Annotated in this window: 14 protein-coding genes; 6 read left to right on the forward strand and 8 right to left on the reverse strand. The window is 41.5% G+C overall.

The genetic code is table 11. From position 1 onward, the window contains the following. Window positions 1-159: 159 nt before the first annotated feature. From GJB62_RS17570 to GJB62_RS17595, 6 genes are all read right to left on the reverse strand, one after another. Complete coding sequence (locus GJB62_RS17570; protein ID WP_114084713.1) at window positions 160-2,091, reverse strand: M48 family metallopeptidase; 1,932 nt, start codon at window positions 2,089-2,091, stop codon at window positions 160-162. A 6-nt stretch (window positions 2,092-2,097) separates the two neighbouring features. Next, entirely contained in the window at window positions 2,098-2,685 is a 588-nt protein-coding gene (locus tag GJB62_RS17575; RefSeq protein WP_114084712.1) for a LemA family protein, read from the reverse strand. 431 nt (window positions 2,686-3,116) lie between these two features. Beyond that, on the reverse strand, window positions 3,117-3,524 hold the full coding sequence (locus GJB62_RS17580) for a hypothetical protein (protein WP_114084710.1): 408 nt from the start codon (window positions 3,522-3,524) through the stop codon (window positions 3,117-3,119). Between the two features lie 262 nt (window positions 3,525-3,786). Then, window positions 3,787-4,218, reverse strand: coding sequence for a CAAD domain-containing protein (locus tag GJB62_RS17585; RefSeq protein WP_114084709.1), 432 nt, complete (start codon window positions 4,216-4,218; stop codon window positions 3,787-3,789). 180 nt (window positions 4,219-4,398) lie between these two features. Continuing rightward, the gene (locus GJB62_RS17590; protein ID WP_114084708.1) at window positions 4,399-4,860 is read right to left on the reverse strand and encodes a BON domain-containing protein; all 462 of its coding nucleotides are present in this window, start codon (window positions 4,858-4,860) and stop codon (window positions 4,399-4,401) included. A gap of 119 nt (window positions 4,861-4,979) precedes the next feature. Next, window positions 4,980-6,260, reverse strand: a complete 1,281-nt coding sequence (locus GJB62_RS17595) for a general stress protein (RefSeq protein ID WP_114084707.1) — start codon at window positions 6,258-6,260, stop codon at window positions 4,980-4,982. A gap of 512 nt (window positions 6,261-6,772) precedes the next feature. Here GJB62_RS17595 and GJB62_RS17600 point away from each other — a divergent pair. From GJB62_RS17600 to GJB62_RS17620, 5 genes are all read left to right on the forward strand, one after another. Then, window positions 6,773-9,874: an MFS transporter gene (locus GJB62_RS17600; protein WP_114084706.1), complete on the forward strand. Its 3,102-nt coding sequence runs from the start codon at window positions 6,773-6,775 to the stop codon at window positions 9,872-9,874. Between the two features lie 434 nt (window positions 9,875-10,308). Beyond that, complete coding sequence (locus tag GJB62_RS17605; protein WP_114084705.1) at window positions 10,309-12,945, forward strand: GAF domain-containing protein; 2,637 nt, start codon at window positions 10,309-10,311, stop codon at window positions 12,943-12,945. Between the two features lie 263 nt (window positions 12,946-13,208). Beyond that, the gene (ilvD, locus tag GJB62_RS17610) at window positions 13,209-14,894 is read left to right on the forward strand and encodes a dihydroxy-acid dehydratase (RefSeq protein WP_114084704.1); all 1,686 of its coding nucleotides are present in this window, start codon (window positions 13,209-13,211) and stop codon (window positions 14,892-14,894) included. Window positions 14,895-15,311: 417 nt separating this feature from the next. Continuing rightward, on the forward strand, window positions 15,312-15,689 hold the full coding sequence (locus tag GJB62_RS17615; RefSeq protein WP_114084703.1) for a hypothetical protein: 378 nt from the start codon (window positions 15,312-15,314) through the stop codon (window positions 15,687-15,689). A gap of 34 nt (window positions 15,690-15,723) precedes the next feature. Beyond that, window positions 15,724-18,258, forward strand: a complete 2,535-nt coding sequence (locus GJB62_RS17620) for an ABC transporter substrate-binding protein (RefSeq protein WP_114084702.1) — start codon at window positions 15,724-15,726, stop codon at window positions 18,256-18,258. A gap of 32 nt (window positions 18,259-18,290) precedes the next feature. On the opposite strand, the gene GJB62_RS17625 is transcribed toward GJB62_RS17620, so the two are convergent. Then, entirely contained in the window at window positions 18,291-18,929 is a 639-nt protein-coding gene (locus tag GJB62_RS17625; RefSeq protein WP_114084701.1) for a Uma2 family endonuclease, read from the reverse strand. Between the two features lie 371 nt (window positions 18,930-19,300). Continuing rightward, window positions 19,301-25,252 (reverse strand): AAA family ATPase, encoded by a 5,952-nt coding sequence (locus GJB62_RS17630; protein ID WP_114084700.1) that lies wholly within the window; start codon window positions 25,250-25,252, stop codon window positions 19,301-19,303. 251 nt (window positions 25,253-25,503) lie between these two features. Between GJB62_RS17630 and GJB62_RS17635 the strand changes: the two genes are divergently transcribed. Continuing rightward, on the forward strand, window positions 25,504-26,229 hold the full coding sequence (locus GJB62_RS17635; RefSeq protein WP_114084699.1) for a pyridoxine 5'-phosphate synthase: 726 nt from the start codon (window positions 25,504-25,506) through the stop codon (window positions 26,227-26,229). Window positions 26,230-26,258: the final 29 nt, after the last annotated feature.

Here is a 26,258-nt window from a genome sequence, read left to right on the forward strand (position 1 = left end):
TGTCTCACTCGTTACATTAACAGGACTTACGCAAAATAATGAAAAAACGAACCACAGAGGGCGCAGAGAAGCCAGTGCGTTGGGCGGGTTCCCCGACTTGTAGCAACTGGCGCGACACGGAGAAATAAGAGTTTCAGAGAGTTCTTGCGTAAGTCCTAATTAACTTCCCTTCGGAGAAGATTGTTTCTGTTTTGAAATGCCACGCTGAGGGTTTAAAAATGGAGGGATGGGACAGTCTAGCGTCATAGCGATCGCTCTGAGCAAATCTGCTTCTGACTGTGTAACTTTGTTATCTAATAGTACCGTGTGAGCGCAGGCATCTACAATAGCTTGCTTGAGTTTGGGACTGGCAAGGCGGAGGCGTTCAATACTTTTCTTAAGTTCAGTGAAATTACAGCTTGGTGGCGTGTCTGGTTTTTCTTGTTCTGCGGCTTTGGGAAGCCGAAAAACTCCAGAACGAAAAGCATAGGCGATGTCTTCAGTGGACGCATTGGGTTGAGAGTGTCCAACGTGGGCAATTACGGACAGTACTAACAGACTATCTGGCCAAATCTGTTCTATGGAGGTGTATTCTACTGTTGTTGTATATGCAGGATTTATACTAGGTTGGAGGCGATGCCACAGTATTAACTGCAACACAAAATGCCACAGTGATAAACTTCCGGTGGCTATAGCTAAACCGTGGACACATTTGCATAGTCTTTGGCATTCTTTGGCAGAATTCTGGCGCAATACGGGTACTGCCAAATCTACAAGTGGTAAGCGAATTTTGGCATCTAACTGGCTAATTTCGCTACTCAATTCCAGAGTTTTGTCTACCAACTCAGCAGGCTGTACCTCGCGTAACCAAGCTATTTGACGTTCTTGGATTTCGATATTTTCTGTATCTAATGCTAAGGCAAAAGCGATCGCCATTGCACTTTCCTGCTCCCGTACACCCAAGCGCAGGGATTCTGGTAACTGCGATAACAGCGCTTGAGCATGAGCAAAATGCTCTGGTGTAACGCTTCCAACTTGGTTTACAACCTGTTCTGGCATGGCATTGGAACCACCAGCAAAGCCCATTGTTAGAGATTCATGGGAGGGGGAACGCATTTTATTGCGAGATGGCATTGCTGGCAAATTGCTGACGTTCAAACCCCCAACGCGACGGATACGTTCTGCTAGAGGTGGATGGGTAGAAAACATATTGTCCCAGAAAGAGGGGTTGAGGGCATTGCCAAAAAACATGTGGCTAGCGGCTTCTGCACCAGGCGAAATCAAGCGTGAATCCATCTGTTGGAGTTTTTGGAAGACTCCGTTAAGTCCGTTGGGGTTGCGAGTGAACTGTACAGCCGAAGCATCGGCAAGAAATTCGCGTTGGCGAGAGACGGCGGCTTTAATTAAGCGTCCGCAGACTAATCCGATACCGCCAATTGCCATTAGTGACAAACCAAAAGCCCAGATAGGTAAACCCTTATCTTCTTTTCCTAAACGGAAGCTACCACGAATGCGCCACAACAATTCTCCGGTTAAATAAATGAACAAAATCCCGTGCAAGAGTCCCACTAAACGCAAATTTAGCCGCATATCTCCATTAAGAATGTGGCTGAATTCGTGGCCGATGACTCCTTGTAACTCATCTCGGTTTAGATGTTGTAAAGTCCCACGGGTAACACCAATTACAGCATCATTGGGCGTAAATCCGGCAGCAAAGGCATTAATGCTGGTTTCTCTTTCCAGGAGATAAACTTCTGGGACAGAAATACCAGAAGCGATCGCCATTTCCTCGACTATATTTAATAGTTGCTGCCCTTGTTCATCTGCCATATCTGGGAGTAAGAGTCTTCCCCCCAACTCCTGAGCAATGACGCTTCCTCCTTGCCGGAGACAGGCAATTTTATAGAGACTTCCCACTGCGATCGCAATTATTGTAATCCCAGCCACGTAGAGAAATATCCCTGGATGCCACCAAACACGTGGAGCCATGCGGAGCAGAAATAAAGTGGCAATATAAATCGCCATAATCATAACCGCGATCGACAGGGAAAATAATCCAATTAATTGTTGCGTGTTTTGGCGTGCCCGATCCTGATGTTCAAAGAAATTCATAGATACCTAAAAAGACACGCGAGGAGCATTTCTCATTTCTGGAGTCGCTTCGGCGAGCAATTCTGCAACAGTAAAGTTAAAAGTATTTGCCACAAGATTGCTGGGGAAAGATTCGCTTTTGGTGTTGTAAAGTGTCACCGCGTCATTAAAAGCTTGACGGGCAAAAGCAATCCGGTTTTCAGTGGAAGATAATTCTTCCATCACCTGAGTCATGGCGCGATCGGCTTTCAATTCTGGATAAGATTCTGAAAGTACCATCAACCGACTTAACGCACCCGTCAGCGCTCCTTCAGCATTGCCCAACTGTTGCATCGCTTGCGGATCGCCGGGATTTTGTGCGGCACGACTGCTAGCATTAATTGCAGAATTACGAGCTGCAATAACTGCTTCTAAGGTTTCCCGCTCATGTTTCATGTATCCTTTGGCAGTTTCCACCAAGTTGGGAATTAAGTCATAGCGACGCTGTAATTGAACATCGATTTGAGAGTAAGCATTTTTGTAACGGTTGCGATACTTGACTAAATCGTTGTAGGCATTAATGATAATTAGAGCAACAATGGCAACTAAAGCAACAGAAAATATTAAAAGCCCCATATTTTTAGATTATTTCAATCAGGTACTTACTTTATATCCAGCAAAATTTGTGTGGATATAAAGATGAGTCTACTTTTAACAAGTTGGCTTCGTCGCCTGTAAAATTAGTTACGCAATTGCACTGAGCTAGATAGGTTGCACAAAGCCCAACGCAGTTAAAGGACTTTGCCCGGATTTCTCACAATACTGTAGGCAGAGAGGGGAGTGTGGGGAGTGTGGGGAGTGTGGGGGGTAAGACTTCTTCCCCATCCTCCCACACCTCCCACACCTCCCACACTCCTTGATTTCTCACTTGTGAGAAATCAAGGTTTGGCGTTAACCCAAGCGTATTGCTATATAAATAGAGACGCAATTACTATAATTGCGTCTCTACAAACTGCCTATTTAGCCTTTTTACGTGTAATTGCACCCACCAAAAGGATAGTTGTTAATTAAATTATTCCTGGGCCTCTACCGCGTTTGTCACCCTTTTCGGTCAACTTGCCTTCTTCATCCTGATTAACTTCTCCAAGTTCTTCAACACGTTGTGCAGTATCTTCTGCTGCTTGTTTGCGTGCATCACCTGGTTCTTCGTAGTACATTTCCGGTTCAACTGCATAGTTGTTCAACAAACCTTCTTTGTCTACGGTGTATCCGTCAGTAGTGCGTATACTTTCTGGATCGGTTTGGTCATCTGTAGCTGCATCTGCTTCTCTTTCTTCTGTAGGGAGTGTTTTGTAGTTGCCTCCTTCTCTTTCGATCCGAGCAGCTGTTTCGGCTGGAATAATGCCGCGATCGTAAGTATCTACTTCAGCGCGATCAGATGAATCTATATCTCTCTTAACTGCTTCATTAGCCATAATTTATGTCCCCGTAAAAGAATCTATTAAATAACTTCAAAAACTAGATTAAGCTTTTTTTAATCTCCGAACTACTATCTTTAGAAGTGATTTAAATTTAAAAAGAGGATTCCATCCTCTATCTTGCGGTGTATCAAAAGATTAATATTAAGTGAGGTTAAATACTAATAATTTACATTGACTATTTAAGACAAGGAGTTTAAGCCCCTTGTCTTAAAGGTAGATAAATTTCTACCATAATGTAGTGTAATAGTTAGAAAGTTTATTCGCCCACAAATTGATTTTTGAGGGATTGAATTTCATCAGCTAATTCTTGCCGAGTTGAAGCCTTTAGTAAATAACGGAAAATAAACCAACTGGCATAACCAATTCCAACTAATTCAAAGAGTGGTGATAGTAATGGAATATCATTGATCGCATCCAGTAGTGCTAGCACTAACTTTGCTGTAACAATGGCAGCTAGAATTAACGCAACAGTTATTAGAGGCTGTTTATAGTCCTGAAAAAAGCTACCTAAGTAGTCGGGTAGTTTCTCCAAAAATTGAGAAACTTGTCTACTAATTTGCTGCCATTGAGATTCCGGTTCCGATGCTGGCGGTAACTTTGGCAAATTTGCATCTACACCTTCAAGTGCTAGCGTACCTTGTGATATTGAAGTGTTGATGGATTCACGTTGCTGTTGTTCGGTTTCCATAGTTTTTCAACGATTACAAAATTTTCTGTAACTGAACTGAGCATCAATAAATATAATTATTAAAGTCGTCAGTTGTCAATTATTAATGGTCAGCAATAAGTATAACTGACCATTAAGGCTGAGTAGGAAAATATAAATTTATTTTTCTCTACCTACTCACTCGGATTTATTGTTAGTTACTTACCTTGTTGGTGGGGCAACAGTTGTTTTAACAACTACACTTTTCACGCCTTTGATTTCTTTAGCTAAAGTTTCAATTTTAGCCAACTCTTGCTGATTATTAACAGTTCCACCAACAGTCACAACTCCATCCTTTGTGGCATCAACTGTTAGTTGACCCTTGGGTATGTTTGCCTCTAATTTGGAGCGAACTTCACTTGCTAAGTCACCTTTAGCTCTATCTGCATCGCCACCAGTGGTATTATTGCGCTGTTCGCGGGCACGGATATCAGAATCAAGTTGTCTTCTGCGAGTTTCACTTTGTGCGTCTTTCTGAGAAGCTTCTGTTGTCTGTACAGTCGGTGATTGTGGAGCTTCATTAGGATTACCTGGTGCAGATTCACTTGTTTTAGAAGCGTTATCACAAGCAGCAACACCAAAAACTAAAAGGGTGCTAATTAAGAAGGGGGTTAGCTTTTTCATAGATTTAATTCGCAATCGGAAAGTGAAATTTGTTGTTTTTACGGTGAAGTGAGGAGCAAGTTTTTGAATTCTTGCTCTTGCAATTGTGTGTAATTAGTGAGAGTGAAAACTACTTTGGATTAAAGTGTTTCATCACGACGGTCAACAATCACTACAGCAGGATCGTTAATATGAGGCTCTGTTGAGTGATTGGGGTGAATGGGATTGGCTACTGCTGTGTCATGATGGATTACTCGGTCGGAACCTGGCCGATGTTCGCCTAAATCAGTGGCATCATAAATAGCAAATTCTTCAATACCCCGACGATTGAGAATCGCTTCAGCTTGGTGGATTTCAGCTTGGGTACCATCGATAATTACCAAGTAGTCGCCTCTTTGGAAGCGATCGCTATATACCCGCGCTCTGTCTTCAGGAATTCCCAAGCCAACCAGTGCGCCGACAATACCGCCAGCAGCTGCACCGATCGCACCACCAGCTAAGGTTGTGGCCAAAGCTGTTGCGACTGCGCCACCAGCAATCACAGGCCCAACTCCAGGAATTGCTAGAGTTCCAAGACCAACTAATAAGCCAGTCAAGCCGCCTAGAACACCGCCTGTAGCTGCTCCAGTTTTAGCACCATCGTCTGCTTTATTACCTGTTCCGACATTTCTATCTACATCGACACCAGCGATCCCACGACCGTCTGTATCTTTGGCGATGATGGAGACTCTACTTAAAGGAAAACCTGCATCTCGTAATTCGGTGAGTGCTGCTTCTGCATCTCGGCGATGAGGAAAGACTCCGATCGCGCGTCTAGCAACACCACTATGAGCCACATTTACGTTATGGGTTGGAGCGACATAATCAGCATTTCTCGCATCTGGGTTGTCGTAAATACCAAACTCTTCGACACCACGCTGATGGAGAATTGCTTCTGCTCTAGCGATTTCTGTATCTGTGCCATCAAGGATTACTAAATAGTGTCCTCGTCTTACACGTTCGTCATAAACTCTAGCTCGTTCTTCGGGAATTCCTAAGCCAATCAATGCACCAAGCAAACTACCAGCTACCGCACCAATCCCTGCACCAGCAAGAGTTGTAGCTAGAGTAGTTGCTGCGGCTCCAGCCAGCATAATTGGCCCAATTCCAGGAATTGCCAAAGTACCAAGACCGACTAATAAACCAGTTAATCCGCCCAAAGCACCGCCTGTAGCGGCTCCCACTTTAGCACCTTCATCAGATTTATCACCGACGCGATCGCGCACTTCAGCACCAGCAATATCTTCTCTGTCTCCATCTTGGGTAATGACAGAGACTCTGTTCATATCAAAGCCGACTTTTTTCAATTCATGTAGCGCATGTTCAACATCTCGACGATTAGAAAATACACCTACAGCACGTTTATGTACACCTACAACCATTATCTTTTTCTCCTCAGCAACAATAAATTATTCACAAATTTATAGCTTGTAATACCCTTATTAATACATGTTTAGATTTTTGTTTCATCAATCGCTTGGAAGAATTTTTATCTCTATCATTAGGTATAGGTGGTTTTATCTAAATGAGTATTTATAAAATCATGCTTTTATAAATACTTAGATGTTATAGCTCTAAAACTTTTGCTGGAGATTGACATAAAAAACATCGATTTATTATGTCTAAAACAGTAATTCACCCTTTTAATAACTGCTGTGTACTTAGATTGTTTTTTATATATCTCACTTTTATAGCAAAAAATTTATTTTGTAAAAATGTGACAAAGTTAGCAAATTAAAAAGTTTTATTTAACTAAAAAATAAATTTTAAAATACGACTTTTGGTAAATAAACCTATTACCTAAGAAAGTGTCAGCTTAGATAGTTGATAATTAAGCTGATAAATAAGCCATTTTATAAATGGGTATTTAATTGAGTGAAAGTGAGAAAATATTATGTTTCAAAGTGTTCCAACTATTTTAGGATTAGCGCCAATAACCTTAGCTCAGGAAGTACTAACTCCAGAAGAAGCATCAGTACTTTTTTCTGGGCCTAAATTCTTGGTAGCATTGCTGGCTGGGGTTTCGATGGCATTTGCTTTTCAATTGTTATTCACAAACTTTTCAGTTGCTGTCGGAATTTCATCTTGGGAAATTGACTCAGATTCCGATGATGAGTCAGAAAGTTTGGGTAAGACAATTCGTAAGGTTCAAGGCAAAGTTGGCGCTTGGGTGTTAATAACTGCGAGCATTGCATTATTTATTGCTTGCTTTCTAGCTGTAAAACTTAGCTTAATCGAAAGCGCATTCTTAGGAGCAATTATTGGTGTAGTCATTTGGTCTACCTATTTCTCACTAGTAATTTGGTTGGGTTCATCAGCCGTAGGTTCTTTAATTGGTTCTATCTCTAATACTGTCACTTCTGGTTTTCAAGCTTTAATGGGTACAGCAACTGCTGGTATCGGTGCTAATGCTGCAAAACAACAGTTAGTTTCGACTGCGGAAGATATTACAGCCGCAGTTCGGCGGGAATTAACTTCAGGTTTTGATTCTGAAGGGATTAAAAATACTCTCCAAAGTTCTTTAAGTTCTCTGCAATTGCCAAAGCTGGATGTTAAAGAAATTCGCAACCAATTTGACCAGCTTCTTAAAGATACAGATTTGCAATCTGTTGCTAATAGCGATTTATTGCAAAACATTAACCGTCAAACATTTTTTGATTTAATCAGCACTCGCACAGATTTATCTAAAGAAGAGATAAATGGCATTGCTGACCAGTTTCAAGGTGCTTGGCAACAAGCTTTGAATCGCAAAAATCCCACAGAACAAGTAATTAATTTACTTAAGTCTGCTACTCCTGAAGAATTGAATTCCGAACAATTGGGTGAACGGCTTCAACAACTGGTTACAGTTGGAGGTGGTAATGGCAATGGTGTAATTAAACAAGCTATTAGATATGGTTTGAGCGCTGCCGCACCAGCAGTTCTCGAACGGGTCAATCTTTCTAATATCGATGTGAATAAAATTACAACTCAGTTGCAAAAGCTGAAAGAAAAATTTCAAGATGTCGATGTCGAACAAGTAACAGAACAATTTCAAAAGTTTAGAGAGCAAGCCAGTGAGCAAGTATCTGCAAAATTGCCAATATCACTTGGAAACACGATTAAAGCGGATGTCGAAGACTACATCTTGCATTCATTCCCTTGGCATTTTAATCGAATTACGCTAGTAGATGAATTTAAAGAAGTCATCTATGACGTAAACGCAGATCCGACAACTGTAAGACGAGAGTTGGAAGAAATCAATCAAGAATATTTCACTAACTTGCTGAACCAGCGAGACGATCTCAGTGAAGCCAGGGTGAAAGAAATTGCCGAACAAATGGAAAGCGATCGCTTGGAAGTTTTAGAGACTGTAAAACAGGCCGAAGCGCGAGAAAAAGGGCAAAATTTCCGCACGCGCATCGAAGATTATCTCCGTTCCACTGGGAAAGAAGAACTCAATCCTGAAGGTATTGAACGGGACTTTGCCAAGTTAGTAGAAGATCCAGAAGCTGGTTTTGAAGATTTAAGTAGCCGCTTCGGACAATTTGACCGCGATACTTTTGTCCAATTGCTCCAACAACGTCAAGATGTCAGCGAAGAGGAAGCTAATAATATAGTTAGTCAACTCGAACGCAACCGCGATAATATTTTGAATCGTGCTAGAGAATTGCAAGAACAAGCAAAAGCGAAAGCCGATGAACTGCGTCAAAGAGTTGAAAACTATCTGCGGAATACTAACAAAGACGAACTCAATCCCGAAGCTATCAAACGTGAGTTTAGAGTTTTACTAGACGATCCGCAAGCCGGAATTAGCCTATTACGATCGCGCCTATCGCAATTTGACCGCGACACATTGGTACAATTGCTCAGTCAGCGTCAAGATTTGAGCGAAGAACAGGTAAACCAAATTCTCAATCAGCTAGAAGCAGTCCGAGATAGTATTTTGCAAGTACCGCAGCAAGCAAAAGAACAGTACGAAAAAACTACAAAAGCGATCGCCGAATATCTCCGCAATACCAACTTGGAAGAACTTGATCCCGAAGGTATCAGAGCCGATTTGGAAAAATTACTCGACGATCCCAAAGCTGGAGCCTTAGCACTGCGCGATCGCTTATCTCATGTAGATCGAGAAACCTTGGTGCAACTCGTAAGTCAGCGCGGCGACTTGAGCCAAGAGCAAGTTAATCAGATCATCGATCGCGTACAAGATGCCATTGGTGACATTGTAAGAGCGCCGCGACGTTTAGCCAAGCGTACTGCTCAACAAGCCTTAGATTTTGAAGCCAATCTTGAAGAATATCTGCGTAATACCAACAAAGACGAACTCAACCCTGAAGGAATCAAACGCGATTTACAATTGCTGTTGTCTTCTCCCCGCGCTGGAATTGGGAGTTTGAGCGATCGCGCCTCAAAATTTGACCGTTCCACAATTGTGGCGCTGTTATCCCAACGTGAGGATATCTCAGAAGAAGAAGCTAACCGGATTGTGGATCAAATTGATTCTGTCCGGAGTTCCATTGTCGAACAATTTCAGCAGATTCAGCAGAAAGTGCAATCAGTGCTGGATGGGGTTTTTGCCAAAGTTCGCAACTATCTTAACTCCCTGGATCGTTCTGAACTCAACTATGAAGGCATTAAGCAAGACTTTGCCAAAGTATTCGACGATCCGCAAGCTGGATTTGAAGCATTGCGCGATCGCCTCAGTGAATTTGATCGTGACACCTTAGTTGCTGTGATCAGTTCTCGTGAGGATATCTCTGAGGCAGATGCTAACCGGATTATCGACCAAATAGAAGCAGCGCGGGATGGCGTATTGCAACGAGCCGAACGCATCCAGAAAGAAACTCAAAAACGTTTGAAAGCGATCCAACAGCAAGCTAAAAAGCAAGCCGAAGAAAGCAAAAAAACCGTTGCCAATGCTGCATGGTGGATATTTGGGACAGCGATCACTTCCCTTTGTGCCAGTGCGATCGCAGGTGCGATCGCTGTAACTGGGATAGCTCTTCCTGGGTAAAATATCTCTGTCATCGATAATTTTAAGCAATAGAGAGTGGTATTCAGTTTATACAAATGAATGCCACTTTTTTTATAAGAATTTATCAGTAAGAATTAATTTAATTCCTAATGGTCAAAATAGAGTAAAAAACTGTGTTCAAGCCAGATTGATCCCCTTATTTCATTCAATAACTGAACATACATACAGTTATTGTAAGTTGTTACAAATGATAATTTATGGTGCAATAAAGAAAACATATATTGAATCGGCATACCTCTTAAGGAAGAGCTATAGAAATAACAACTGCCGTAAGATTAATATCCTTGCATTATCAGATAATTTTAACTATATCTATTTCTACAAAGTATGGGCTACAGGCAATAGCCCAGAGGCGTAACCAGCAGTCACTACAGATATTGACAACCTAATGGATTAAATCAGGCATATTACAGATGAACAATGATGAATTTAATTCAATGTGCCACCTCACAGAATGTCAGCAGGCAGAGGAGGTACTACAACAGCAAATTCAATGGCAGCGATTGGTGATGGCAATTGCCCAGCGCATCCGCCAGAGTTTGAATTTGGACAAGGTTCTCAACACCACTGTTACTGAAGTCCGTCAATTCCTGCAAGTAGATCGAGTGTTCATGTATCAGTTTGAACCAGACTACAGTGGGGTAGTGGTGGTAGAGTCTGTTGATGATCGTTGGATTGCTATCCTGAATACCCAAGTTCAAGACACTTATTTGATGGAAACTCGCGGCGAGGAGTACAGACATGGGCGCATCCAAGCTATTGCAGATATTTATACAGCAGGTCTGACTGAATGCCACCGCGATTTACTTACTCAGTTTCAAGTCAGGGCAAACTTGGCGGTTCCAATTTTGCAAGGAAAAAAATTGTGGGGATTATTAGTTGCTAACCAGTGTGCAGCACCCCGCCAGTGGCAGACGTGGGAAATCGATTTTCTTAAACAATTGGCAGTACAGGTGGGCATTGCTATCCAGCAATCTCAACTTTATGAGCAGGTACATACTGAACTCGCTGAACGCAAGCGGGTGGAAGCTGGTTTAAGAGCGCGTGTACGCCAGCAGGCAGCCGTAGCTAAATTGGGTCAGTTAGCTCTAGCTAATATCGACCTTTACACATTAATGGACGAAGCGGTTGCCCTGGTTACTCAAGGCCTTGAGGTGGAATACAGTAAAGTTTTAGAAATGCTTCCAGATGAGAACAGCTTATTGTTGCGATCGGGAGTTGGTTGGCAGCCAGGGCTAGTAGGAAATTTTAAATTAGAATTAGGTGGAGTGAATGAGACTCAGGCTTCGTATACACTACTTTCCCATGAGCCAGTAATTGTTTGTGACCTGCGGAAAGAAACACGGTTTCAAGGACCACCGCTATTAATTAACCACTCAGTGATCAGTGGCATGAGCGTCATCATTCAAGGTCAAAAACAACCTCTGGGTGTTTTAGGTGCACACACAACTAGACAGCGAGAGTTTACCCAAAATGATATTCACTTTTTGCAAGCGATCGCTAATGTGTTAGCTACGACCATTGAGCGCAAATGGGCAGAACAGAAAATCCGCGAACAAGCAGCTTTATTAGATATCGCTTCTGATGCGATTATCGTGCGAAATTTCCAAAACCAAATTTTATTCTGGAATCAAGGTGCAGAACGTCTATATGGTTGGGAAGCTCATGAAGCTTTGGGAAAGAACCTGGAGGAGTTGCTGTGCAAAGAAAGCTCACAGCAGTTACAAGTGGCTTTAACAAATGTTACTAACTCTGGCTTATGGCAAGGTGAGTTACATAAAGTGACAAAGGGCGGCAAAGAAATTATCGTGGAAAGCCGATGGACACTGATGCGTGATGAAGCAGAGCAACCCAAATCCATCCTCTGTGTTGACACCGACATCACAGAGAAAAAACAACTCCTGGCCCAATTTCTCCGTGCCCAGCGCCTAGAGAGTCTTGGCACGTTGGCAAGTGGTATTGCCCACGACCTCAACAATATTCTGACACCCATTCTTTCCTCAGTGGAAATGTTAGCGCTCAAACTTCCCAATCTGGATGCAGGCAATCAACAACTGCTGAAGCTTCTTGACCATAACTCTAAACGGGCGGCAGATTTGGTCAAGCAAATTATGACTTTTTCTCGTAGGTCTGAAGGCAACGGCATTTCTTTACAAATAGAACACCTACTGTTAGAAATTGAGCAAATTGTCCAAAGCACATTTCCAAAATCGATCGCAATTATTAATAATCTACCTAGACATAAACTCTGGACTATCTTGGCAGATCCGACTCAAATTCATCAGGTGTTAATGAATTTGTGCGTCAACGCTCGTGATGCAATGCCCAAAGGCGGTACATTATCTATCTCTGCGGAAAATTTATTCGTTGATGAAAATTTTGCCAAGATGAATCTAAATGCTCAGGTGGGCCCTTATATAGTCATAACTATTTCAGATACAGGATTTGGGATTTCTCCAGTAATTTTGGAGCGAATTTTTGAACCATTTTTCACAACAAAAGAACCAGGCAAAGGCACTGGCTTAGGTTTGTCAACTGTGATTGGGATTGTCAAAAACCACAATGGTTTTGTGAAAGTGTCTAGCGAGGTAAGCAAAGGTTCCCAATTCCAAGTATACTTACCAGCTTTGAACAAAAGTACAAAGCAACAAGCAGAGAACTTGGAATTGCCCAATGGCAACGGAGAATTAATTCTAGTTGTAGATGATGAAGCCGCTATCCTGGAGATTAGCAAAACTTTGCTAGAAGACCACAACTACAAAACCCTGACAGCTATTAATGGCATCGAGGCAATCTCATTATATGCCCAGCATCAAAATCAAATCAGTATGGTGTTGATGGATATGATGATGCCGTCAATGGATGGGTTAACTGCAATTGGCATAATGCAACAAATGAATCCACAAGTCAAGATTATGGGCATCAGCGGCATGGTGACAGACAGCCAAATAGTCGAGGCTGCTAACGCTGGTATCAATATATTTTTGAAGAAGCCTTACACTTTCCGTCAATTATTACACGCTATTAACGACTTCTTGAGCGAGCCATAGTCTTAAAAATGGGGTTAGCTTGGGTTAAGGCTAAAAACTAAAACTGGCGTAGTAGTCTGTCCCATTAATTTTGCTAGGTTTGTAGTAAGCACTTTAGTGCTTGAATGTTTGAGGACTAAAGTCCTCACTACAAGCGTATTTACCCCTCAAATTTAATGAGACAGACCAGTAGTGGTTACTCATGTTCGATCGCGCTGCGTATACATGAGAAAATCAGGTAATACAATCGCAATACAAGCGATCATGCCAGGGAAGGAAAAAAGATGTCGGAGAATTTGAGAAGCCAAGTTGTAACGCAAGGAGTACAGCGATCGCCAAATCGAGCTATGCTGCGTGCAGTTGGTTTTAAAGATGAAGATTTCAACAAAGCCATTGTCGGTATAGCCAACGGTTACAGCACCATCACCCCCTGTAATATGGGGATAAATCAGCTGGCGCAAAGGGCAGAAGTTGGGATTAAAACCGCCGGAGCAATGCCACAAATGTTTGGCACAATTACCATTAGCGACGGCATTTCGATGGGAACAGAAGGGATGAAATATTCCCTAGTGTCGCGGGAAGTTATTGCAGACTCGATTGAAACCGCCTGTACTGGGCAAAGTATGGATGGTGTACTAGCCATTGGCGGCTGTGATAAAAATATGCCAGGCGCAATGTTAGCGATCGCGCGGATGAATATCCCTGCAATATTCGTTTACGGTGGCACAATTAAACCTGGTCACTACAACGGACGCGATTTAACCGTTGTCAGTTCTTTTGAAGCTGTTGGTCAATATAGTGCTGGAAAAATTGACGAAAAAGAATTATTAGAAGTCGAAAGTCGGGCTTGTCCTGGCGCTGGTTCTTGTGGGGGAATGTTCACAGCTAACACCATGTCTTCAGCATTTGAAGCGATGGGAATGAGTTTACCCTATTCTTCCACAATGGCAGCCGAAGATGCTGAAAAAGCTGACAGCACCGAAAAATCAGCCTTTGTGTTAGTCGAAGCCATCAAAAAACAAATCTTACCCAGTCAAATTATCACCCGCAAATCTATAGAGAATGCTATCTCTGTGATTATGGCGGTGGGTGGTTCGACTAATGCCGTGTTGCATTTTTTAGCGATCGCCCGCGCCGCGAATGTAGAGTTAACCCTAGATGACTTTGAAACAATCCGCGCCCGTGTTCCCGTTTTGTGTGATTTAAAACCAAGTGGTAAATATGTCGCTACAGACTTACACAAAGCTGGTGGCATTCCCCAAGTTATGAAGATGCTACTCGTGCATGGCTTATTGCATGGTGATTGCCTCACCATTAGCGGTCAAACCATTGCAGAGATATTAGCAGACATCCCAGCAGAACCATCCGCCAATCAAGATGTGATTCGGACTTGGAATAACCCGATGTATCCCCAAGGACACTTAGCCATACTCAGAGGTAATTTGGCAACGGAAGGGGCTGTTGCCAAAATTACTGGCGTGAAAAAACCAGTAATTACCGGGCCTGCACGGGTGTTTGAATCAGAAGAAGCTTCTTTAGATGCAATTTTGGCGGGTAAAATTCAAGCTGGTGATATTCTGGTCATCCGCTACGAAGGCCCTAAAGGCGGCCCTGGAATGCGAGAAATGTTGGCTCCGACTTCGGCAATTATCGGGGCTGGTTTGGGTGATGCGGTGGGATTAATTACCGACGGACGCTTTTCTGGTGGCACTTATGGCATGGTAGTTGGTCACGTTGCTCCAGAAGCCGCAGTTGGTGGTGCGATCGCGCTTGTAGAAGAAGGCGATAGTATCACTATTGATGCACCCGCTCGTTTATTGCAATTGAATATATCCGAAGAAGAACTGGCCCGTCGTCGTGCTAACTGGCAACCTCCGGCTCCGCGTTACACTAAAGGCGTGTTGGCGAAATATGCCAAATTGGTATCTTCTAGCAGTATTGGTGCTGTGACAGATTTGGACTTGTTTTAATTAACCTGACAACTGTGGCGCAAGTTTGCCTAACTTTAGCAAGGGGCTGAAGCCCCTTGTCTGGTTATTTGAGATGATCGCTGCATTTACGTCGTTTTTTAATAGTTTGATCTAGCGATCGCTTCTAAAGAAGTTGCAAGGACAAACTCGTAACTTACTTTGCGATCGCAAGCGTGGTAAAACAAATTGCTGTATCGAAACAACTTGTCAGATGAAATACTGTTGATTGCCTCTAAGTTTGGAAGCTATTGAAGAGGGATGTTCTGTGTTTATACTAGATTTTTGCCTGAATTTTATGAGTTTTTGGAAAAATCTTGAAAAAGTTTCAGGAAATTTACATAGAAGATGTGATGTCAATCGATATACTACAGAAATACTATTGACCATCAACTGCTGAAAAATCTAAAAGGGCACAAAATGAGTTCTGAATCTAACGTCAAACTGACCATCGCTCTTTCTAATCCAGACTTAGATGCAGAGGAGCAAGAACGGGAAGCACGGAATCTGCTGCGAGAAATCAAAGACTTAGATGTTGAAAGTGCTGAACTAGTAGCAGCTACAGAAATACCTCAAGGAGCCAAATCTGTTGGTGGTTTTCTAGTGGGAGTGTTGCAGGCAGAGGTGAGCCTTGCCAATTTTAAGAAATTGCTGGGATTTTTGGGCGATCGCTTGGGCAACAAAACCATTGAATTGGAAGTTGAAGCTAACGGCAAGAAACTGAAGGTGAAAGCTAGCAGTCAAGAAGAGTTAAACGCCGCTATTGAACAAGCTAAAAAGTTTATCGCAGGTAGCTAGCCGATAAATTCCATAAATAAAGGAGAATAGCGACATGGCGAAGTTAGCGCTGCTAATTGGTGTAAGCGAGTATGGAGCAGATATTACCTCATTGCTTGCGGCTATAAAAGATGTGGAGGCAATGCAGCGAGTTTTACTAAACCCAGAAATGGGAGGATTTGCCGAGACAGATGTTACAGCACTAAAAAATCCTGATCGGCAGGAAGTGGAAGATGCGATATACAGACTTTTTGCTAATCGCCAAAAAGAAGACCTGTTGCTGTTTTACTTCTCTGGTCATGGAATAAAAGATGAAAACGGCAAACTTTATTTATCAAACTGTAATACTCGCAAAGAGAATGGGAGGCTAGTTAAGCCCTCAGCGCTAGCAGCTAGTGTTCTGAACGAAAATATGAATGAAAGCAAATCTGAAAGACAAGTGGTGATTTTGGATTGCTGCTTTAGCGGGGCAATTGCTCGGGATATGATTCCAAGAGACGATAGCACGGTAAATTTGCAAGAGGAGCTAGGCGGAAAAGGGCGAGCAATTCTGACTTCTTCCACATCCACTCAGTTTGCATTTGAGCAGGAAGGTTTAGAACTTTCAGTTTACACACGGTATCTAGTGGAGGGGATTGAAAAAGGAGCAGCCGATAAAGACGGAGATGGACGGATTTCTGTTGATGAACTGCATGAATATGCCAGTATTAAAGTCAAGCAAGAAGCTCCAGCAATGACACCAAAAATCTACCCAGTGGAAGAAGGTCATAAAATTTACCTAGCTAAAGCACCAAAAGGAGATCCAAAGCTTATTTATCGTAAACTAGTTCAAGAATTGGCAAAAGAAGGTAGTGGCGAAATTCATGAACTTGATCGTATTACATTAGAAGTAAAACAAGAGAGTCTGCAACTAACGCTTGAGGACACAACATCAATTGAAGCAGAGGTTTTAAAACCTTACCAAGAGTATAAAAGAAAATTGCAAAAGTATGAGGAGGCGTTCTACAAGGCGATAGAATCAGATTCTAATCTCAGTGAGAAAACTCGTACTAAGTTGAAACGTCTTCAGGAACTTTTAGTACTTAGGGATGAAGATATAAAACCAATTGAAGACAGAATTCGTAAGAGAGAAGATTTAACAACTCTCGGCGACAAAGATAAAGATACAGTAAAAAGAGAAGATATCATAAATTTTCTACAATACATAGTAGCCAGCGTAATCGGAGTAATTGGAGTAGGTATTGGCGTTGGCATTACTGTATTCTACTTGGATAGAACCGGAGATGAATCTAAAGTTCCGCCTATAGTAGATTCCTGTGCTAAAGAGACCTATAGTTTGAATGACAGAATTAGCCTGGGTGAAGAAATTTTATTAAAACAAGATACAAACCCAGATAAAGAAGCTGGAGTTAAAGCATTTTTAGAAGGTAATTGTCAGCTTGTTGTTGATAAGTTAAATTCATATCGCAAAGCTAACAGCACAGACCCAGAAGCATTGATTTACTTGAATAATGCTAAAGCTCGTCAGAAAGGAGATCGGCTCAAAATTGCTGTGAGCGTACCTATCGGGACAAATCCAAATGTAGCAAAAGAGATACTGCGCGGTGTGGCTCAAGCTCAAGATGAGGTGAATAGCAGTGGCGGTATCAATGGCAAAGCTTTGGAGGTAGCGATCGCTAATGATGATAACGATCCAAGTGAAGCTGTACAACTTGCCACTCGGTTTGGCAAAGATGCCAACATTTTAGCTGTCGTGGGACATAATTCTAGTAATGCTTCTCTCTCAGCAGCCCCGGTCTATCAAAAAGACGGGTTAGTGATGATCTCTCCCACCAGTTATGCCCAAAACCTTGACAGTGTTGGCAATTATATCTTCCGCACTGCTCCTAGTGTTAAATCCATAGCAGATAGCGTCTCTAATTACGCCATTAAAATAGCGGGTAAAACCAATTTTCTTATCTGTGTTGATTACCAAGGGATAGATAATCGATCGTTTAACAATGAGTTTGTTAAAGCGATAAAATCTGCTGGCGGTCAGATTAATTCTACAGAGTGCGATATTTCTGCCCGTGACTTTAACCCTAGTGTTGTCATTTCTCAAGCTGTAAGTAGCGGTGCTAATGCCTTAGTGTTAGGTCTTTATATAGACAAAATAAAACAAGGTCTAGCGGTGGCACAATCTAATCAAGGGCAGTTGACTGTATTTGGTAGTCCTACACTTTTCACTAACGAAACCTTAAAGGAGGGCAGAGGTATCAACGGACTGATAATCTCTGCACCTTGGTATCCCGCAGCATTCCCTAATAACATCTTTCTGCAAAAAGCACAAAAACTTTGGGGTGCAACTGTGAATTGGCGAACAGCTACGGCTTATGATGCAACCTTGGCGATCATCGCAGGTTTACAAAGAACCAACAGACGCGATGAATTACAAAAGGTGTTGCATAGTCCGAGTTTTTCAGTCGATGGTGCAACGGGAAAGATTCAGTTTTTACCATCAGGCGATCGCATAAATAATGACATCTTTTTAGTTAAAGTTCAACAAATACCTGGCACTGATAAATACGAATTTGTGCTTATTAAACCTTAGTTTTGCAGTTTTACTTAATAGCGATCGGATTGTTATAAATTATCCTTAACCCAATCTCGAAAATTACGCATAGCTTGGCTTCTACCAATTGTTAAACACTGCTGTACATATTTATTGACTAATTCAACAATTGGAATATTATGAAAATTAGGACTAGAGCCAGATTTTATATACTTTCCTTCTTTTAGCAAGTAAATTTCTAAACCTTGTTGTGTATGTCGCCAAAGTTCAGGAACTCCCAAAATTTCATAATTTTCAAATCGAGTGCGAGAAGTAATATCAATTTCAATTGCTAAATCTGGTGGTGGGTCTATAGTTAAATCAATGCGATTTTTACCGATGACAGCAGCTTGATTTTGAATATAAAAACTGGTATCTTGTTCTACTGCTTGTTGCATCCGCTCATTTTTAAGCGTAGTCGAGCCAAAAGGTTCAAAATCTATTTGCAAAATTTCTAACAAAATTTTGACTAAATCACCAATAAGTTCTTTATCTTTTTCATGCTCTGGTAAGGGAACCATAATTTCTAACCAGCCATGACTATAAGAGATACGTGAGGCACGCTTTTCTCCCATTTTTTCTAAAATATTTTCTAACTGCTGCCAACTAATATCTTTGAGCAACATTTGTTGACCAGGTTTAACAATAATTTGTTGCAGTTTTAAAAGCATATCACCTCAGAGAGTTGATGTAGTAGCTGTTAGAGCAGATTAAATTCAAAAATCAACTTTCTTAAAGTATATCGTCTTTGAGAATGAGGGTAGAAATTAGCCAAAAAATCACTTGTATGATTTTTGTCTAGGTTTGTTGATAAAGCTTGAACAATAGCGATTGCACCACAACAGAATTTGCCAAAGTTTTGATTTCTGTCTTCTGAATGGCTAACCAATTATTAATATCATTCTCACCTTGCCGTGTTTTTAACAGTGCTTGCTGCTTGAGACTATCAGGTTTTTCCCTTCCCTTTACGCTTTACCCCAAAAACCGAAAAGTATTGAAGTGGAAATTACTCTAGCATTCAGCACTCAGCACTCAGCACTAATTATTGTTGTTGAGTAGAAATTTGAATGACAAACTCTGTGCCTTGTCCAAGTTCTGAAGTGCAGGAGAGTGAACCGCCATGTCCTTCTACCACAATTTGACGAGCGATCGCTAATCCTAATCCAGTGCCTTTTCCTACAGGCTTGGTAGTGAATAAATGGTCAAATACTCGTTCCTTGACTTCCGGTGACATCCCCACCCCGTTATCGGCAATCTTAATCAAGATATTCTGACCTGAGTTTGCTACACGGGTTTGAATGGTGATGCAATTGGGGTTTGCTAAAATGGCTTCCAAACTCCGTTCTGTATTGTATTGTTCAAGTGCATCAATGGCATTTGCTAATAAGTTCATAAACACTTGATTAAGTTGTCCAGCAAAGCATTCGACTAGGGGGAGTTTGCCATAATTCTTCACCACCTCAATTGCCGGACGATTTTCGTTAGCTTTTAAACGATGTCTCAGAATTAGAATAGTGCTGTCAATGCCTTCGTGAATATCAAAGGGAACTTTATAATCCTTATCTGCTCTGGAAAAGGTTCGCAAACTGGTACTGATACTACGAATACGGTTAACACCCAATTTCATCGATTCCAGTAGTTTAGGTAAATCTTCGCGTAAATAATTCAGGTCGATGGCATCAATTTCGTCTTTAATATCTGAGCCAGGATTAGGAAACTTCTCTTGATAAAGATTAATCAGTGCAAACAAGTCTTTAATATAGTCTTTGGCTGGTTCAATGTTGCCGGCAATGAAACCAATAGGATTGTTGATTTCATGAGCAACACCTGCCACCAGATTACCAAGAGCAGACATTTTTTCACCTTGCACTAATTGCAATTGCATCGTTTGGAGTTCTTGTAAAGCTTGTTCTAATCGTTGCTTCTGCTGTTGCAGCAATTGTTTTGCTTCCTGGCTTTCGGTTATGTCTTCAGAAGTACCAAGAATGCCAAAAATATTTCCTTCTATATCTTTTAGAGGAATTTTATTTGTGTTTGACCAGATTTTTTTTCCATCTGCTTGCTGTAATGTTTCGATAATATTGAGTTCAGCTTGTCCAGACTCTATGATCTGGCGATCGCACTTTACATACCAATCTGCTTCTTCACGAGTCCAAGGTAGATCGTAGTCTGTTTTACCAATAACATTTTCTGGCAATTCTACACCCGAAGCTTGAGCAAATTTCTGGTTACAGCCTAAATAAACACTATTGCGGTCTTTCCAGAAAACAGACTGAGGGATATTATCCATAATTAACCGCAAGAATTGTTCCGTCTGTCCCAGGTTTTCTAGAGTATTTTGTGCTTGCTGATAAAGTTGAGCGTTTTCTAAGGAGATTGCAGCTTGAGTACATAACAAATTGAGAATTTCGACGCGATCGCTGCTAAACGCCCCAGCAACCAGATTGTTTTCTAAATATAAAATCCCTAATAGTTTGCCTTGATAGAGAATCGGTATACACAGCAAGCTTTTGGGTTGCTGACGCATGATGTAGGGATCAGCCATCAACAATGGATGCACTGTGGCATCATGAATAACCGTAGCTTGCAGGCTGCGTTTAACCGCATAAATTAGGCTATGGGGAATGTCTGCGCTATCTTCTACAAAAATGGATTGTAACAACCTTGATTGCTGCCCAACTTCAGTAGTTGCCTCAACTAGCAATCTACCTTCTTTGAGCAGTAGTAACGCACACTTATCTGCTCCAGCATTTTCAATTACCACTTGCAGCAGTTTTGTAAGTAATTTATCCAGTTCAATTTCACTGGAAAGAGTCTGAGAGGCTTTGAGAACCGTTGCCAAATCTAGCATTACTGATGCACTGCTGCTAGATGTTGGTGATTTATTAGTGCTTGAGTGCAAGGTAGTAATGGTATCAATATTTGCGTTTGCGATCGCAGAGTCACTTCGTGAACGCGTCTGTTGTAAAATTGGCGCTAGCAGTTGTGGATAACGTTGTTCTAAGTCATCGACTTTGGCTTTAGCATCCCAGCGGGTGTAGCAATAATAAGCATTAATCAAATACTCTTGAGCAATGCGTTCTTTGCCCCATTCTAAATAAAACTTGGCGGCGAGTTCGTTGGCAAGAGCTTCTTCGTTGATGTATTCATTTTCTTTTGCTTGAGCAATGGCGCGATCGTATGACTCGATTGCATCCATATACTTGCCAGAAATTCTTGCCATTTCCGCAGACAGCAATAGATATCGATGTAGAAAATTTTGGGGACAATTATCCGCCCAGTTTTTCTGGATTTGTTGATGTTCTTGGATAATGTCCCAATACTGCTTTTTATTATCTAATGTCGCATTGGGATAGAGGGCTACTAAACTGAGTGGATAATAGAAGTGATACTGAATAATTGGGAAAAAGCCAGAGTTGCAAGCAAGGGTTTTCTCAGCTTCTTCTGCCGCTTCAATGGCATCTTCATAGCGACCATAAAGGTAAGACAATTGGATTTTGAGAAAAGAGTACCAATTAATTCCATGATCAAAGTTATTTTTCTGTCTCCAAACTTCTATATAAGGAATATTTTCGCTATTGTCATCATCTAAGAAATCGGTGCTTTTAGATATATCTTGTAGGCTCAACAGAAACTGACGCTGTAAAGTAAATGCATACAACATATTGACATCATTTACCTGTTGGACGTAGCTCAAATATTTTTCAGTTTCCGTGTAAACATCCGATAGGCGATCGCCCTTAATTAACATTGCCCAAATCAAAAACGAAACTGCCCAAACACCAAATACCAAATTTCCCGTTTCTTGACAGATTTGGAATGATTGTTGGGAAAGCGGTAAATTCGTTTTTAAATGCTGATTATAGGGATTAGTGGTGTGAGCAAAGATATTATTGGTCTTAAAAATAAATTGGGTACTATTGAAGTGACGATCAAGTTTTAGTGCTAACCTACCGAACTCATAAGCAGTTTGATAACTACTTTGATTTGCCAGACTCATTCCATAGAGACAGTAAGCAAAACCGGAACTTTCGGCATTGCCATAAGTCAAGGATAAACCGATCATTAATAGAGGAGCCAAACAACTAAGGTTTTGATCTCCTCCCATATAAGCTGCTGCCCAAAGATCAGCTAAAAGACCCATACACATCTTTTTATCTGGATCTGTCATCTCAGGCAAATCGAATAAATCTGCTGTGTGAATTTCTGCAAGTTTAGATTTTAATTCTTTAAGCTCAGTTTCGATAGCAATTTGTTGTTTCTCAGAAGTAACAGGCAAATCCATACCCATGATGCTTAAAGCTTTCAGACCAGCTTTAATCCCATCTGTGATATTTTCGCCCTGAGTCATTTTCAGGTACATCTGAGTTCCATAAATGCTTGCTTTCTCAAACTTATCTCTACTATTACTTAATGCTATATTAAATAATGTTTCTGCTTGATTAAAGTCGCCAATTAAATATTCACACTTCGCAGATTCTCGATGTAAATCAAAGATGAGATTGTAATTAATTTGCCAAGTTTCCTCTGTTAGTAATTCTCGTCCTAATGTGAAATATTTGACTGCCGCTTTATAAGCAGTGGAAGCTTTAGCTTTCTTCCCAGCAATTAGATTAAGTTGAGCCAACTCTAATTTTTGGGATTGTTCATGAATTATATCAATCCCTTCATTTAACTGATTAACAATATCAAAGATGCTGTTTTCAATTAATTCAGGTAATGTATTATTTAAGAGTAATTGCCCAATTTTTAAATGAGTAGCTTTTCTTTGAGACTCAGGTATCAGAGAATAAGCAGCTTGCTGTACGCGGTCATGGAGAAATTTATAAGAGCAGGAATCAGGATAATTGTCTTGCTTCAATTCTGAATTCTGACTTCTGTTAGTGTTTGCATAGCGTCTGTCTGCGCTATGCTGCGCGAACGTAGAAAAGTGGGGCGTAGTCCATTCTGACTCCTCTTGATAGAATTTGTAGACTTCATTAGTAGGGATAATCAACCCATCTTGCACAGCTTTCCAAAAGTCTGCGGCTGTTTCCACTTGAGATTTTTCATGGACGATCGCTAATGCGGCTAAATCAAATTGGTTTCCTACACAAGCCGCTAATTTCAAAATTTCTTGAGTTTCTGTTGACAACTTTTTAAGTTGAATTGCCATGAACTCTACGACATCATCGGTAAGAGCGATCGCTCGCACCTGAGCAATATCACATTCCCAATAACCACCGTCAAAATTAAACGTAATTAGTTGATCTTGATGTAGTACTTTGAGAAATTGGGTACTGAAGAAAGGATTACCTTTAGTTTTGCTCAATACCAACTCTGTTAAGGGTACAGCTAACTCTAGGGAACAACTCAATGTATCTGCAACCAAATCATTGACCGATGTTTGATCAAGAGGAGCTAAGGTAATTGTATTGACTGTAGCGCCTAGTTTCTGAATTTCTTCCAAAGTCAGCATTAGCGGATGTACTGGGTTGACTTCGTTATATCGATAAGCACCAATTAACAGTAGATAGCCGATTTCGACTTCGCTCATTAATAAGTGCATTAACTTTAAAGAAGCAGAATCTGCCCATTGCAGATCATCAATAAAAATTACCAATGGATGTTCTAGTGCAGTGAAGACTTGAGTAAATTTCAAAAACAGCAAATTGAAGCGATTTTGGGCTGCACTTCCAGAAAGTTCCGGTGCAGGAGGCTGTTTACCAATCATACTTTCCAGTTCTGGAATCACCTCAATCATCACTTGTCCGTTCTCACCCAAAGCAGAGAGAATTTTGCACTTCCACTGCTCAAATTGAGCGTCAGTTTCACTCAGCAGTTGCCTGATTAAGTCTCGGAAAGCTTGCACAAAGGCAGAGAAAGGAATGTTGCGCTGGAATTGGTCGAATTTACCTTTAATGAAGTAACCCCGTTGTCGCACGATTGGCTTGTGGACTTCGTTAACCACAGCAGTTTTGCCAATACCAGAGAAGCCTGCTACTAACATAATTTCAGTGCTTCCCTGACTGACTCTCTCAAAGGCACTCAATAAACTTTCAACTTCGTCTTGGCGACCATAAAGTTTTTCTGGAATGATGAAGCGATCGCAAATATCCCGCTCACCTAATTTAAAGGATTTAATCGAGCCAATTTCCGACAATTGAGACAAACATTTTTCTAAATCAAATTTCAGCCCTAATGCACTCTGATAGCGATCTTCAGCATTTTTGGCCATCAATTTCATCACAATGTCACAAAGAACTTTGGGAATATCTTCTTCCCTCGTACCTCCTAATTTTTCTGGTTGCTTGGCAATGTGACTGTGAACTAACTCCATCGGATCGTTAGACTCGAAGGGTAAGTGTCCAGCCAGCAATTCATAGAAGGTAACGCCGAGAGAATAGTAATCACTGCGATAGTCAATTCCCCGATTCATCCGTCCGGTTTGTTCCGGGGAAAGGTAGGCAAGAGTACCTTCTAAGACATTAGGACTGTGAACTTCTTGGGTTTCTCTGGATAAGAGAGAGGCAATACTAAAGTCAATCAACTTGACTTGCTTAGTTTCTGGGTTGATGAGGATGTTAGCAGGCTTGATATCTTTGTGGATAACTCGATGGCGATAGAGTCCGTCGAGAATATTGCTCAGAGCGATAGCAATTTCCAAAAATTCTGTCAGACTATATTGCTTACCCCTCATTGTTTCGTTCATCCAATCTCTGAGGGAAATACCACCAAAATCTTCCATCACCAAGGCATAGCTGTTGCGGTAAGGTTCCAGGCTGTAAGGATGGACAATACCAGGTAGGTCAATATTTTTAGCGATCGTGTACTGATTACGGAATAGCAGCAGATCGTTGAAGGTAGGATACTCCTGCTGAAGCAATTTGATTACAACCGGAAGTTGATCGGTCTCTCGAATTGCTCGATAAACTAAGGTTCTAGAGCCTGCATAAAGTTGTTCGCTAATTCGATAGTTAAAAAGCTTGTCCATCGGCTTAACTGCTATATTCATACTTCATCAACTCTTCATAAATAGCTATTTATTTAAAGTATTGTGCCCAAAAAGCAGCTTTTGCTAACTCAGTTTTATCAATGGAGGCAGAGAGCAGGGAGCAGGGGAAGCAGGGGAAGCAGAGAGGGAGAAGGTAGGAGATAGAAACTCTTTATATGTGATGCGTAAGCTCTATTTAGCTCTCAAGCAAAACTTCCCCAATTTCCGGTAAAATCAAGTTCTGAGGATTGTGGAATTGGGAGAAATTTGGGGTGCCTACACTTGGCGTTAACATTGACCACATTGCCACCATCCGGCAAGCGCGGCGGACGGTAGAACCAGACCCAGTAGCGGCGGCGGTGCTGGCAGAATTAGCGGGTGCTGATGGAATTACGGTGCATCTGCGCGAAGATCGGCGACATATCCAAGACCGGGATGTGCGTATATTGCGGCAAACAGTGCGATCGCATCTTAATTTAGAAATGGCCGCAACAGAAGAGATGCTAGCGATCGCTCTGGATATCAAACCAGATTACGTGACTTTAGTCCCCGAAAAGCGCGAAGAAGTCACAACAGAAGGCGGACTAGATATTATTGGCCAAATTGCTAGAATAGGTGAGATAGTCGATAAATTGCAAAGCGCTAGCATTCCAGTTAGTTTATTTATCGATGCCGAACCAGCACAAATTGAAGCATCTGTCAAGGTACAGGCGCAGTTTATCGAATTGCACACAGGACAATACGCTGAGGCTAAAGATGAAACAAATCGCCACCGAGAATTAGCCATATTAGCTAAAGGTTGTCAACAAGCGATTCAAGCTGGATTGCGAGTCAACGCTGGTCATGGACTCACCTACTGGAACGTCTATCCGGTGGCTGCGCTTCCAGGCATGGAAGAACTGAACATTGGTCATACCATCATCAGTCGGGCAGCATTAGTAGGTATAGAAAGGGCAGTCCGCGAGATGAAGCAAGCTATCAGAGGTGACAGGGGATAGGGAATAGGGAATAGGGGAAGAAACTATAA

It is taken from the genome of Nostoc sp. ATCC 53789 (genome assembly GCF_009873495.1).
Lineage (GTDB): Bacteria > Cyanobacteriota > Cyanobacteriia > Cyanobacteriales > Nostocaceae > Nostoc > Nostoc muscorum_A.

What these genes read in the sequence shown, in the direction of transcription:
- GJB62_RS17570 (WP_114084713.1), bottom strand. Translation starts at nt 2,091, where the DNA reads ATGAATTTCTTTGAACATCAGGATCGGGCACGCCAAAACACGCAACAA.
- GJB62_RS17575 (WP_114084712.1), bottom strand. Translation starts at nt 2,685, where the DNA reads ATGGGGCTTTTAATATTTTCTGTTGCTTTAGTTGCCATTGTTGCTCTA.
- GJB62_RS17620 (WP_114084702.1), top strand. Translation starts at nt 15,724, where the DNA reads ATGGCGAAGTTAGCGCTGCTAATTGGTGTAAGCGAGTATGGAGCAGAT.
- GJB62_RS17580 (WP_114084710.1), bottom strand. Translation starts at nt 3,524, where the DNA reads ATGGCTAATGAAGCAGTTAAGAGAGATATAGATTCATCTGATCGCGCT.
- GJB62_RS17630 (WP_114084700.1), bottom strand. Translation starts at nt 25,252, where the DNA reads ATGAATATAGCAGTTAAGCCGATGGACAAGCTTTTTAACTATCGAATT.
- GJB62_RS17600 (WP_114084706.1), top strand. Translation starts at nt 6,773, where the DNA reads ATGTTTCAAAGTGTTCCAACTATTTTAGGATTAGCGCCAATAACCTTA.
- ilvD (WP_114084704.1), top strand. Translation starts at nt 13,209, where the DNA reads ATGTCGGAGAATTTGAGAAGCCAAGTTGTAACGCAAGGAGTACAGCGA.
- GJB62_RS17615 (WP_114084703.1), top strand. Translation starts at nt 15,312, where the DNA reads ATGAGTTCTGAATCTAACGTCAAACTGACCATCGCTCTTTCTAATCCA.
- GJB62_RS17585 (WP_114084709.1), bottom strand. Translation starts at nt 4,218, where the DNA reads ATGGAAACCGAACAACAGCAACGTGAATCCATCAACACTTCAATATCA.
- GJB62_RS17590 (WP_114084708.1), bottom strand. Translation starts at nt 4,860, where the DNA reads ATGAAAAAGCTAACCCCCTTCTTAATTAGCACCCTTTTAGTTTTTGGT.
- GJB62_RS17605 (WP_114084705.1), top strand. Translation starts at nt 10,309, where the DNA reads ATGAACAATGATGAATTTAATTCAATGTGCCACCTCACAGAATGTCAG.
- GJB62_RS17595 (WP_114084707.1), bottom strand. Translation starts at nt 6,260, where the DNA reads ATGGTTGTAGGTGTACATAAACGTGCTGTAGGTGTATTTTCTAATCGT.
- GJB62_RS17625 (WP_114084701.1), bottom strand. Translation starts at nt 18,929, where the DNA reads ATGCTTTTAAAACTGCAACAAATTATTGTTAAACCTGGTCAACAAATG.